This is a genomic window from Sphingomonas sp. RIT328 (genome assembly GCF_000632225.1).
Lineage (GTDB): Bacteria > Pseudomonadota > Alphaproteobacteria > Sphingomonadales > Sphingomonadaceae > Sphingomonas > Sphingomonas kyungheensis.
In genome coordinates, this window is record NZ_JFYV01000016.1 from 1 (window position 1) to 12,707 (window position 12,707).

9 protein-coding genes are annotated in these 12,707 nt (G+C 69.1%); 2 read left to right on the forward strand and 7 right to left on the reverse strand.

Annotated features, from left to right (window positions below):
- A partial coding sequence (locus BW41_RS09175) for a histidine-type phosphatase (RefSeq protein WP_037533820.1) occupies nucleotides 1-1,202 on the forward strand: 1,202 nt, incomplete at its 5' end.
- A 13-nt stretch (nucleotides 1,203-1,215) separates the two neighbouring features.
- Here the strand turns inward: BW41_RS09175 and BW41_RS22045 are convergent.
- Entirely contained in the window at nucleotides 1,216-1,479 is a 264-nt protein-coding gene (locus BW41_RS22045) for a phospholipase domain-containing protein (protein WP_152542229.1), read from the reverse strand.
- A gap of 86 nt (nucleotides 1,480-1,565) precedes the next feature.
- Here BW41_RS22045 and BW41_RS09170 point away from each other — a divergent pair, with 86 nt between their 5' ends.
- The gene (locus BW41_RS09170) at nucleotides 1,566-2,024 is read left to right on the forward strand and encodes a TonB-dependent receptor (protein ID WP_037533778.1); all 459 of its coding nucleotides are present in this window, start codon (nucleotides 1,566-1,568) and stop codon (nucleotides 2,022-2,024) included.
- 535 nt (nucleotides 2,025-2,559) lie between these two features.
- On the opposite strand, the gene BW41_RS09165 is transcribed toward BW41_RS09170, so the two are convergent.
- The 6 genes from BW41_RS09165 to BW41_RS09135 form a co-directional block, all read right to left on the reverse strand.
- Nucleotides 2,560-3,750 (reverse strand): replication initiator protein A, encoded by a 1,191-nt coding sequence (locus BW41_RS09165; RefSeq protein ID WP_037533780.1) that lies wholly within the window; start codon nucleotides 3,748-3,750, stop codon nucleotides 2,560-2,562.
- Nucleotides 3,751-5,336: 1,586 nt separating this feature from the next.
- On the reverse strand, nucleotides 5,337-6,377 hold the full coding sequence (locus BW41_RS09160; protein ID WP_037533782.1) for a ParB/RepB/Spo0J family partition protein: 1,041 nt from the start codon (nucleotides 6,375-6,377) through the stop codon (nucleotides 5,337-5,339).
- Between the two features lie 53 nt (nucleotides 6,378-6,430).
- Nucleotides 6,431-7,624 (reverse strand): AAA family ATPase, encoded by a 1,194-nt coding sequence (locus tag BW41_RS09155; RefSeq protein ID WP_037533784.1) that lies wholly within the window; start codon nucleotides 7,622-7,624, stop codon nucleotides 6,431-6,433.
- A 583-nt stretch (nucleotides 7,625-8,207) separates the two neighbouring features.
- Nucleotides 8,208-10,262 (reverse strand): putative bifunctional diguanylate cyclase/phosphodiesterase, encoded by a 2,055-nt coding sequence (locus BW41_RS09145; RefSeq protein WP_037533788.1) that lies wholly within the window; start codon nucleotides 10,260-10,262, stop codon nucleotides 8,208-8,210.
- Nucleotides 10,259-10,771 (reverse strand): GAF domain-containing protein, encoded by a 513-nt coding sequence (locus BW41_RS09140; RefSeq protein WP_037533790.1) that lies wholly within the window; start codon nucleotides 10,769-10,771, stop codon nucleotides 10,259-10,261. Before BW41_RS09140 ends, BW41_RS09145 begins: the two co-directional genes overlap by 4 nt.
- Before the next feature lie 84 nt (nucleotides 10,772-10,855).
- Nucleotides 10,856-12,706 (reverse strand): cation:proton antiporter, encoded by a 1,851-nt coding sequence (locus tag BW41_RS09135; RefSeq protein WP_081793000.1) that lies wholly within the window; start codon nucleotides 12,704-12,706, stop codon nucleotides 10,856-10,858.
- Between the last annotated feature and the right edge of the window lies 1 nt (nucleotide 12,707).

The window sequence follows — 12,707 nt, forward strand, 5'->3', positions numbered from 1 at the left end:
GGAGAGCGATGACCTACCAGCATATCCTCGCCGCGGCGCGCGGCGAGACGGTCGAGCGTGTCGTGCTGCTGATGCGCCACGGGGTGCGGCCGTCGACCAAATTCCCCGCCACCCCGGCGGGCACCACCGCGCAAGCCTGGCCCGCCTGGTCGACACCGGCGGGCGACCTCACCCCCCACGGCGCCGCGGCGGTCGGCCGGCTCGGCGCCTATGACCGCGCCTTGTGGGTGCGGCAGGGGCTGCTCCCCGCCAGCGGCTGCGCCCCCGCCGCGATCAGCGCCCGGGCGAGCCGCGCGGCGCGCGCGATCACGACCGGCCGCGCCTTTCTCGCCGCGCTGACGCCGGGCTGCGCGGTGCCGCTCGATCATCCCGCCAGCGAAGACGAGGATGCGACCTTCCACCCCGCCGACGCCGGCCTCGCGATCGACGGCGACACCGCGCGTGCCGCAGCGCTGCGGCAGGCGCCGGCGGGCGGGATCGCGGCCGAGGCGGTCGCCAATGCCGACGCCTTCCGCGTGCTCGAACACGTCACCGGCTGCTGCCCCGGCAAGGCCTGCGGGCGCGGCGCTTCGGCATGCACCGCGGCCGACCGCGTCTCGCACCTCGTCGCCGTGCCGGGCGACAAGCCCGACCTCAAGGGCGCGCTCAGCTTCGCCTCGACCGCGGGCCAGACGATCCTGCTGCAATATCTCGAAGCCATGCCGATGGCGCAGGTCGGCTGGGGCCGCGCCTCGGCCGCCGACATCCGCACCATGCTGCGCTTCCACCCGATCAAGTTCCGCTACGAGACGCGCCCGCCCTATGTCGCGCAGCGGCTCGCCGCGCCGCTCGCCCGGCGGATCGTCGATGCGCTGGCGGGGCGCAGCGGGCGCATCACCTTGCTGTTCGGGCATGACACCAATCTCGCCGCGCTCGGCGGCTTCTACGACCTGCACTGGACGATGGCGGACTATCCGCGCGACGATATCGCGCCGGGCGGCGCGCTCGGCTTCGAGCTGGTGCGCGGCGCCGACGGCGCGCGCTACGTCCGCGCGTTCAGCCAGGCGCAGACGATGGCGCAGGTCCGCGCGCTCACCCCGCTGACCCGCGGCGTGGCGCCGCATCGTGCCGCGGTGGCGATCCCCGGCTGCCCGGCGCGCTGCCCGTTCGCCTCCTTCGTCGCGCTGACCGAGGCGCGGCTGCGGCAGCCGGTGGCGCGCTAGGGGCCCCTCCGCCTCACAGCCGCATCGTGCCGATCGCGGGATCGGTGCGCCCCTGCCGCCCGGTCTCGACCTTGCCGGCATAGCGCCACAGCGCCTGTGCGTCCGCTGTGCAGGTGACGGTGAGGTCGTACCAGCCGTCGCTCGCCGCCAGCGGCCACAGGTCGCGGACCGGCCAAATATTGGCGCAATCCGGCTTCTCGACGATCGCGATATTCGTTGCGGCAGGATATTCACCTGGTTTGCGTCGTGCGGATGACGCTACGTCGCCGTCTGACAGTCAGTTGGCCGCGATGACCCACGCTGCCGACTCCTACGATCGAGATCACCCAGCCGCAGAACGGCAAGAGCGCGCAGGTCTATGGCATGGAGCTCGGCGTCATTAAGCAACTGGCCGGGCTCGCCGCGCCGTTCGATGGTTTCGGCGTCGAGGGCAATGTCACGCTCCAGCACAGTGCCGCGGACAGTGGCCAAGCCTATCGTCACGGCGTAACGATGCGCTTCGTCAATACACCGCATCTGTTGTACAATGCCGCGCTCACCTATCAGAAATACGGCGTCGAGCTGAAACTCTCCTATGCCTATCGCGGCAAATATATAGAGGATCTGCGCGACAATGCGGTCGACAAATGGGTGCAGCCCAATCGCAGCATCGACTTCCATAGCCGGTACACGCTCGCCCGCGGCGTCGCGCTCGATCTCGACATTGCCAATCTCGGCGACGACTGGCGCTATTACACCACCAAGGGCGACCATGTGAGCTACCAGAAGGATTATATGGCGCCGGGGCGGACCGTCCTCCTGCGCGCCAGCGCGGCGCTGTAGCGCCATCTGTGGGGGTCGCCGGCCGCGACCCCCGTATCGGCCGGCGGTCAGGCCCCCTGCCCTGCCGGTGATCCGGCATGCCGTCCTGTCTGTATCGCGCTGCGGTGGCGGCGCGGGCTTCTATCCCCCTCTCAATCGAACCATCTCCGCTTGGTTAGAGGGTTAGAGATAAGGTTAGAAGGTTAAGCGCCGTGGGAACGGCAGGAATCGCAGCGATTCCGGCGATTCGCGACCACCCTGCCGTTCCCGAAGGATCGGTGGTTCGTTCCCGAAGGATCGACGGGGCCGTTCCCGAAGGATCGTTGCATCGTTCCCGAAGGGTCGAGGGACGTTCCCGAAGGATCGACACGACGTTCCCGATAGGTCGACGGCCGGCGAAAGCCGGAAATTCCACGCCCTCGATTGAATCACTTTTCCGGGTCACTCCATCCGGGAGGTTCATTTCGGCGACCAGCGCCGCCAATGCGGTTTCGCGCAGACGGACCGGCATCCGCCGCGCCGACACTTCGGGAACGCGGCGCGCTTGCATGGCGGCTCAGCGGCCGAGGTCGTGCCGGTGCTTGGCGTCCCAGCGGCGGACATAGCCGACGAACGCCGCCTGGTAATTGACCGGGGTGCGTGCCGGATCGGCGTCGATCCAGGTGCGGAACTCGGCATGCAGCGTCTGATAGTCCCAGCCCGGACATTCGGCGCGCAACGTCGCCAGCGTCGCCGCGGTGATCTCGCCATCGTGCGCGCGGCTGGCGAGACGGCTGACGCTGCGCCGGATCGCCGCGGCGGCATCGACCAGCTGCTCGGTCCGCTCGGGCGAAGGGGGCGCGGGCGCGGCAGGCGCGACGGCGGGTGGCGCGGCCCCCTCGCCTGCGCTCACCGAGGTGACGCGCTGCGCCTCCGGCCGGCGCCGCATCCGCAGCAGCGGTTCGCGCTTGTCGCCGGCCTGTTCCAGCGTCAGCGCGAAACCGGGCAGCTCGTCGCGCTCGGCGATCTTGGCGATCTCGAACTTGAAGCGGCGGTATTGCCCCTCCGCGCCCGACTTTTCGAACAAGGTCGGCATGGCGATCGCAAAGCCCCCCTCGCCTGCCCCGCCGGCATGTTTGCGCGCGACGCGGTACAGCCAGCGTTCGCGCCCGCCGGTGAGGTCGAAATAGGCGCGGTCGATCGACAGCACGCCCCCGGTCATCATCACGCCTTCCCAGAACCAGTTCGACAATTCGATCGTCATGCCGCGCGACCGTTCGGTCTTGGCGTCGACCAATTGCGTCCAGCCGTCGAGCCACGAGAAGGTCGCCTCGCGGCGGTTCTCGGCACGGATGTTGGTCTTGATCGTCGTCGCCACCAGCCGGTCGAGCGCCTGGCCGAGCAGCTCATAGGCGCGCCCCGTCGTCGGCCGGCCGATCGCGCGCAGCAGGTCATAGGGCATCAGATGCAGCTTGCGCGGCACGTCGTTGACGCCGCGCCGCGCCATGTCGGCGAGCACGCTCGCGCAATAGATCAGGATATCGGCGTCCCAGATCGTCGCCATGCCGTAATCGGCATTGGCCGAGACATGGACCCAGGATTTGCCGTCGGGGCTGCGATAGTCGATCGGCTTGACCCGTTTCGACTTGGCGAGGCTGAAGAACGGCCGCTCCATCATCTCGCGCTGATCGCGCAGCGGCAGATCGGCGAGATAGGGGAGGAACAGGTCGAACTGGTCGGAGCTGCCCTCGGGCTTGCCGCCGGTCATTGCCGGACCCCGTGTTTCCCCGGGGAAACCCGGCGGGATGGTTTCCCCGGGGAAACGTGTCGGGCCGCGTGACGGTACGGTGTGGCGCGCGCGCCCGGCGTCGTGCGGGCGGGATGCAGCTGGAGGGCGCTGGGTCGGGTCATCGTTCGTCCGCTTCCGCGAGAGAGTGGCATAGGTGGGTCATCTGGTCGCGATCTGCCGGTGCGGATCGCCGCCGCAGCCTGGGGGTGGCGGGCTCTGTGTGGTCTCGCCTTGAGGCGAACGACGTGGCGCGGCGGGCTTGGCGACGACGATGTTTCCCCAGGGAAACACATTCGACGCGGGAAGGGGGGGGCGGGCGCGTCTTTTGGGTGCGCTCGTCGATGTCTTCCGTGACGGAAGCGGCACAGCATCGATCGAACAGACGACAGGGCGAGATGCTGCGGCCTCGATCGGTGACGCGGCGATGGTGTGGGCGGCGCTTCGCTGGACCCATGAGGGTGAGGGCAGGGGGATGCCTTGCTCGCAGGCAAATAAGCGCGGGTAGCGCGATGCATTGGCTCTGCCTGACCGGCGGATGGGCAGAGGCCACGGCCTTTTTCCGGCGACGTCGTCGCATCCGTATAGATGCGAGCCCTCGCGACGTCGGCGGTGTGGTCCTGCCTGAACTTTCGAGCGGAGTCGTCGACCATGACGATGGCATCCTTCGGCGGCCGAGCCATGCGGACGTTCAGAACGTGTTTCCCCGGGGGAAACCGCCACCCATCCGAAGAGGTCCGCCGCTGTCGCCGGATGTTTCCCCGGGGAAACTTCGGCATCGCGCGTGTTCGTGGTGAGACACGGCAAGGGTCGCGCAACGCAAGCAGCCCGTGGCGTGTGTTGGTGGACACCCGCGGCACTACTTGGCTGCTGGCACCCCGCCAATGCAGGGCGTTTGCGATGTTCCGCCCGGCGCCAACCGCGTAGCGTCACCCCGGACTGTTTCCCGGGCCCACCGCGCCACAATGACGACGCCTGATGCTCTTGCGGAGCCGTTGATGCGGATACGAGTCCGGCATGACAGAGGGGGATTTGGAGTTGCTTCGCCCGAGCGACAGTCCGAACATCCGCGGGGAGCGGAGGGTCGTCGCCGTAAGCCGTCACGGTCGGACAGGGCGAGATGGTGATCGCCTCCGTTGGACAGGCAAACCGCGGTTCAGCCAGCGCCAACGAAGCTTGGGACGGAGGACCGGCAACACCAAGCAGTAGGAACAGGGCTTGTTCCTGTATCTCACCGCCCGTGCGGACCGAGAACGATGCCCGTGTCGGTCCAACGCCCGCCCGGTCCAGCAGCCGCCAATGTCCGTACGAGGGCAGGGGGGCAGACCGGGCGCTCCTCCGATTGGGAGTAGCTGGCCCGCCAACCGGCGACGCGAACAGATCGCCCCCGGCCACCCACGCGTCCCGGCACCGCCCCGCCACGTCCGGCGCGGCGAAACAGCCCGATCCGCCCATTTCGACCTCATCCGCCAATCGAAGTTTCCCCGGGGAAACTACGTGCCCACACCAGCCCGGGCACCCCGCCGCTCGAGCGTGTTTCCCCGGGGAAACCTCGGGCAGCGCGCCGCTCACAGCGGCAGTCCGCGTCCTTCCGCCTCGAGCGCGGTGAGCGCCGCGCGCAGCGCGTCGGCGAGCATTGCGGCATCGGCGCCGGCGCCGGCGTGGAGGCGGATCGTCATACCCTGGCGGTTGATCGTCTGCACGGTGAGCGCCGCGCGCCCCTGCGGACCGGTCCAGACATAGGGCGGGGCGTCGTCGCCATCCTGCGGTGCGGCAAGCAGCCGGCGCGCGACATCGGCGGCGGGCAGGGGGACGAGACCCTGGGCGCGACGCTGCTGCTGGTCGCGTGCCAGCGCCTTGGCGGTCGCCATGATCCGCGCCGCGGTGCTGCGGTCGCCGAGCGCCTGGGCGATCGCATAGCCGCTCTTGAGCTGCACCTCGGCGGGCGAGGCGAAGGCATCGACGATCTCTTCGGGCAGGCTGGCGACGCGCAGCATCTTCGACAGCCAGCCCTTGGAGACCTTGAGCCGCTCCGCCATCCGGCTGGCATGATTGCCGTAATGCAGCGTCAGCGCGGCGGCGTAATTGCGTGCGCGTTCGAGATCCGAGACGTCGGCGCGCGCGCGATTCTCGAGATCGGCAAGGCGAAAGGCCGCCTCGTCGTCGAGTGCGACGACCTGCGCGACGAACATCATGTCCGGGTAGGAATGGCCGCGCAGCCAGCTGATCGACCAATGCCGTCGCGTCCCCGCGATCACCTCATAATCGTGATCGGCATCGCCCTCGATCCGGCGCACCACCGCGGGCACCTTCTGCCCGCCCTCGGCGATGATCGAATCGATCAGCTCGCGGCAGCGCGCCTCGTCGAGATGCGCATAGGAGCGCGCATTGCCCGGCCAGACGCGCCCCCGCGCCGGATCGAGCAGCAATTGCGTCACCTGCCGCACCTCGCCCGACGCGACCCGCGCCAGCGCGGACTCGCGACCGAGCAGGGTGGTGCCGCGCAGCCGCTCGGGCGGGCGTTCGCTCGCCGCGGCGGGGGCGGGGGTATCGGGGGCCGGCTCTTCGGACAGTAAGGCTGCCAGATAATCGGATTGCTTACGCGCCATGACTCACCTCCGCGCGGGACATAACGGGAACGATGGCGAATAGGACAGCGAAATCATCCGGCATAGAGCACCGCCTCATCCGCCGGCGCGACGCGGCCCCAGCCCTGGCGGACGAGCTGCTCGATCTGCCCCATCGCCTCATCGAGATTGGCGCGGCTGCGCTTGTGGGTCTTGGCGGTGCCGATCGGCTTGTCGAGTTCGTAGACGGTCATCATCCGCATCGCCGCGTGGCTGATCTCCGCCGATTCGAGGATCGGCACCGGCAGCAGCGCCGGGCCGAAGCTCTGCTCCATGATCGCGCGAACCATCGCATGGCTCGGGTCATTGCCGTCGAACTTCGAACAGATCAGCCGCACGAAGCTGTAATCGACCGCGATCCCCGCGCCGGCGAGCTGCTGGAGCACCTGATCCATCATCGACAGGAACTGCACCGTCGAGCAGAAATCGGGCGTCGTCGCGGCGAGCGGGACGAGCAGCGCATTGGCCGCCTGCATCACCGCGAGGCTGATCGTGCCGAGCGCGGGCGGCGGATCGAGCAGCACCACGTCATAATGGCCGGCGAGCTCGATCAGCCCCTTCTTGAGCTTGCGGAACCGCGCCGCCAGCACCGAGCCGCCGTCGCTTCCCGCAGCGGCGAGTTCATATTCGACGTCGAACAGTTCGAGGTTGGACGGAATCAGATCGACATTGGGCCAGGGCGTCGGCTTGACCGCATAATCGAGGTCGCTCTGCGTCGGGTCGATCGACAGATAGGGGTAGAGCGTCTCTTCGCGGGTGATGTTGAAATGCGGGTTGAAGCCGAACAGCGTCGTCGTCGTCGCCTGGCTGTCGCAATCGACGACGAGCACGCGATAGCCCTGGACCGCGAAATAATGCGCGAGATGCGTGGTCACGGTCGACTTGCCGACGCCGCCCTTGAAATTCTGCACCGCGATCACCGCCGGCACGTCGCTGTCCCCCCGCGCCGGCGAGGCGCCGAGGACTTGCCGCATATGGAGCAGCTCGCCGACGGTATAGCCGAGCCGCCGGCCATTGTCCGCGGCGGGGGCGGGGGGCAGGCGGCCGTCCTCCTCCGCCATGCGGATGCGGTTGGTCGAACAGCCGAGCAATTGCGCCGCCTCGGCGATGCCGAAGCGGACGTTGAGCCCCTTGCGGCTTTCGGGAAGGAAGGCCTTGCGGCGCAGGCGTTCGATCATCCGTTCGCCGGCATCGGCGAGATCGCCAATCTGCGTGACGATTGCATTCATGGCGCGGTCCGATCAGCGGTTTGAAGCTTGACGGCCGCTGTATGTCACGACGAGATTCAATCGGGCAAGCGGTTTTGCGGAAGCCTCCGATGTTGAAGCGTATCCGGCACGATGCCGGGTGGTTCGGGGGCCGCACGGGGATACCGGATCTGCTTTGTCGAGCGGATGCCGCACGAGCCGGCATGATGCAGGCTCGATCCACCCCCATTCAGCGGGCGACCAGCGTCGTGTCAGCCGGCACCGATATTCCCGCGCAGGCGAGACCTCTGCGAAAGTCGCAACCTGACCTGCTTACGTACCACCCCGGCGCCGGCCGGGGTCCAGTTGGTGAAGCCCTGCAGTTGGTTACAACGGCCTCCCAACTGGGCCCCGGCCTGCGCCGGGGCGGTTTCGAAACTGTCGCAAAGGTCTCGCGCAGGCGCGAATCCCCTGGCCAAGCAGAGCATCGACGCCGGCAAGAGCATCGGGCTCCCGCCTGCGCTGGAACAGTTCGATAGCTCGGACGGATGTTGATCTCATCCGGCCGACACGCGGCCGGACCAAACCGAATGGCTTCCCGCGCCCTTCCCGCGCCGCTCCCGCGTCAGGCGACGTCGGCGTCGGCGTCGGAAACGATCTGCGGCTTGAGCGCCATGATCCGGCGGACCTGCTCGGCATCGGCGAGCGTCCGCGACGGCTTGCCGATCAGATAGCCCTGGATCGCGCCGCAGCCCTCGCGCGCGACGATCGACAGTTGCGCGGGCTGCTCCACCCCTTCGGCGAGCACCGGCATGTTGAGCGTCGTGCCGAGCGCCGCCACCGAGCGCAGGATCGACACCGCCTGTTCGCTCGTCTCGATCTCGGCGACGAACGAGGCGTCGAGCTTGATCCGGTCGAACGGAAAGGCGCGCAGCACGTCGAGCGACGAATAGCCGACGCCGAAATCGTCGAGCGCGATGGCGATGCCCATCGCCTTCAGCCGGGCGAGCTGTTCGAGCGCGAAGCGGCGATCGTGGATGATCGCGCTTTCGGTGAGTTCGAGCGACAGCCGCTCGGGCGGCAGGCCGCTGTCCGCCAACGCCGACGACACCGTCTCGATCAGCCGCGGGTCGGCGAGGTGGATCGGCGACAGATTGACCGCGACCTTGTGCCGGTTGGGCCACAGCGCCGCCTCGAAACACGCCTGGCGCAGGATCCAGATGCTGAGCGGGACGATATCACCGCTCTTCTCCGCGAGCGGGATAAACTCGCTCGGCGGCACCATGCCGCGGACCGGGTGATGCCAGCGGACCAGCGCCTCATAGCCGGCGATCTCCCCCGACGGGATCGTCGCCTGGACCTGATAATGGAGTTCGAACGCCGAGGCGTCGATCGCGGTGCGCAGGTCGGCGATCAGCTCGCGCCGCTCGCGCACCGCATCGTCCATCTGGCTGTCGTAGAAACACGGTTCGTTCGAATGCGCCGACTTGGCGCGATACATGGCAAGGTCCGCCTTGGCGAGCATCGCATCGGCGTCGAACCCGTCGTGCACCGCCAGCGCGACGCCGATATTGGCGCCGATCGCGGCGCTGAACCGGTCGAAGTCGAAGGTCGCGGTACAGCCCTGCAGCCGGGCGAGGAAGTCGTGCAGCGCATCGGGCGTATGATAGGAGACGACCGCGGCGAATTCGTCGCCGCCCAGTCGCGCGATACATTCGCCGGGCTGGAGCATCGCCGCCATCCGTGCCGCCAGCGCGACGAGCAACTGGTCGCCGGCCTGATGGCCATAGGTGTCGTTGACGACCTTGAAGCGCGACAGGTCCATCATGATCACCGCCATGCACGGATAGCCGTCCCGGATCCGGAAGCGGCGTTCGAGCTCCTCGATGAAGCTGGTGCGATTGGGCAGATCGGTGAGGCCGTCGTGCATCGCCATCCGCCGCAGCCGGCGATAGGCCTCGGTCTGGGTATGGCCGTCGAGCAGCGCGCTGATCGCGGCGCAGCCGACGATGATGCCGGTGGCGACGGTGGTGGTGACCGCGAGCGCGACCATCGTCAGGTCGGACAGGCCGGCGCCGAGCCGCAGCACCGCGATATGCATCGCCGCCATGCCGGTGAAATGCAGCGCGGCGACCGCCAGCGCGAGCAGGCCGACCGCGGTGGCGTTGCGCCCGGACCGACGCCCGTTGAGCACCTGGAACGCCGCGGCGGCGATGCCGCTCGACAGCACGACCGAGGCGGCGACATAGCGCCAGTCCCAGGTGACGATGCCGTCGACGCGATAGGCGGCCATGCCGACATAATGCATCGTCGACACGCCGGCGCCGATCATCGCGCCGCCCGCCGCGCCCGCCCAGCGCCGGCGCCGCGCCGCGATCGCCAGCCCGGGGATCGCGAGCGCGATCACGGCGAGCAGCGAGGCGAGCGTCAGCAGCGGATCGAGCACCACCGGGGCGGAGGCGCGGAACGCCATCATCGCGACGAAATGCGTCGCCCAGACCATCGTCCCGGTGCCGACCGCCGCCAGCACGATCCAGCCGAAGCGGCTGTAGCCGACGCTGGCGGTGATCCGGTGGAACAGCTGCACCGTCGCGGCCGAGCCGATCACGCAGATCAGCAGCGCGAGCAGGACGAGGCGCAGGTCATGCTCCTGCCCGATGCACAGAGCGACGCGGATCATGCCGCCGCTCCGCGGCGCAGCAGGTCGAGCCGGTTTTCCATCGCGGTTGACGCCTGGCGGGCGAGACCGACCAGATAGGCCTTCTGGTCGGCCGAGGCGGGCGCGCGGCGCTTGGTGTCGAGCACGCAGAGCGCGCCGACGTCGATGCCGCTCACCCGGCGCAGCGGCGCGCCGATATAGTAACGGACATGCGGTTCGTCAGTGACCACCGGCAGGTGGGCGAAGCGCGGATCATGTTCGGGATCGTGCGTCTCGAACACGTCGGGGCGGTCGAGCGTGAAGCTGCAGAAGCCGCTGTCGCGCGGGATACAGTCGATGACGAGGCCGTGGCCGGCCTTGAACCATTGCTGGTCGTCATGGATCAGCGACATCAGCGCGATCGGCGCGTCGAACGCGCGCGCGGCGGCGGCGACGAACCGATCGAACGCCGGTTCGCGCTCCGAGCCGAGGATGTCGAGATCGCGGACCGCCTGTGCGCGTTTGCGTTCCCGCCAGAGATTGAGCAGCATGCGACCCTGTCACCGTATACGTTTCCGCCCTTCATCCCTCAGAAGGATTAAGGAAGAATGTCAGGGCTGTAGCGATCGTCTTCGTCAGGCGGGCGTGGGCCGGCGCATCAGCAGCCGGCCCCACCGTCCGCGTTTCGCCGCGACGGCGGGGGCGAGCAGCGCCGGGAAGAGCCGCACGACGAGGTCGCCGTCGCCCGGCGTCGTCGCATGTTCGGCGCCGAGAAACGCCAGCTCGCCGCCCTGCCGGACGAGCGCGACCGGCCATCCCTCGTCCGCCGCGGCGGCAGGGGAGGGGGCCTCGCGATAGGGTTCGACGACCAGCGACGCGCCTGCCTCCATCAGGTCGGCGAGCCGCTGGAAGGTCATGTCCTCGCCGATGACGATCTTGCCGCGCCAGTCGCGCGCCGCCTCGTGCCGCGTGCCGGCGCCCTCGGTGGCGAGCTGATGGACACGCTCGCGCCCGAGTTCGGGGGCGAAGCGCGTGCAGACCAGCGCGTTATAGGCATCGTCCGGGGTCGCGGCGAGCATCTGTTCGACGTCGCGCAGGTCGACCACCTCCTCGCCGATCACCGACAGGATCTCGACGCGCAGGGTGCTGAGCCCGGCGAGCCGCGCCGCCTTGAGCGCCAGCGCCGACCGGTCGACGAGGATGACCGGCACGCCGGCGCCGTGCAGCGCCTCGCCGAGCCGCACCGTCCAGCGCGACGCGCCGACGATCAGCAGCCCGCCGCGCCCGCCGCTGGCGAGCTGCAACCGCCGGGCGAGCGGCGCCAGCGACAGGCCGTGGAGCAGTACCGTCGAGGCGATCACCGCGAAGACCAGGGGCAGGACGAGCCGCGCGTCGGGATAGCCCGCCTCGGCGAGCCGTTCGCCCGCGACGCCGGCGATCGCCGCGGCGACGACGCCGCGCGGCCCGATCCAGCCGACCAGCAGCCGCTCGCGCCAGCTCGCCTTCGCGCCGATCGTCGCCAGCCAGATCGCCAGCGGCCGCACGACGAACAGGATGACCAGCGTCGTCATCGCGATCGGCCAGCTCAGCATCGCGATCGTCGCCGGATCGATATTGGCGGTGAGCAGGATGAACAGGCCGGAGACGAGGAAGACGGTGAGCGATTCCTTGAACCGGCGCAGCTCCTGGAGGCCGGTGACGTCGATGTTGGCGAGGACGACGCCGAACAGCGTCGCGCCGACGAGGCCGGTCTCCGGCTGGATTGCCTCGCCCGCCGCATAGACGCCGAGCGCGCCGGCGAGCAGGATCGGCGTCTTGAGATATTCGGGTGCGAGGTCGCGCGCGAACAGCGTACGGATGCCGAACGGCACGACCAGCCCGAGCGCCGCGGCGAGTCCCGCGCCGAGCGCGGTATGCCAGGCGAGATGGAGGATCGCCGCGCTGCCGCTCATCGTCGTCGACAGAGTGAGATAGCTCAGCACGAGCAGCGTCAGCGTCGCGCCGATCGGATCGTTGACGATCGCCTCCCAGCGCAGGAAGGCCGCGGCGCGCGGTTCGAGCCGCGCCTGGCGGAGCAGCGGCATGATCACCGTCGGTCCGGTGACGACGAGGATCGCGCCGACGAGGATCGCCACCGGCCACGACAGGCCGGCGACCCAGTGACCGGCGAGCGTCCCCATCAGCCAGTTGAGCGGCAGCGCCACCGCGACGAGGCGGACGATCCCCGATCCCGCCGAGCGCAGCTCGCGCAGGTTGAGGTTGAGCCCGCCTTCGAAGACGATGATCGCCACCGCCATGCCGATCGCCGGCCGCATCACCTCGCCGAGCGCGGCGGACGGCCGGATGATGCCGCCGACCGGCCCGAGCAGCGCGCCGATCACCAGCAGCGGGATGATCGCCGGCACGCTCAGCTTCCAGCCGAGCCACTGGCCGAACACGCCGGCGACGGCGATGCCGACGACGAGCAGCAAAATGGTCTGTTCCACA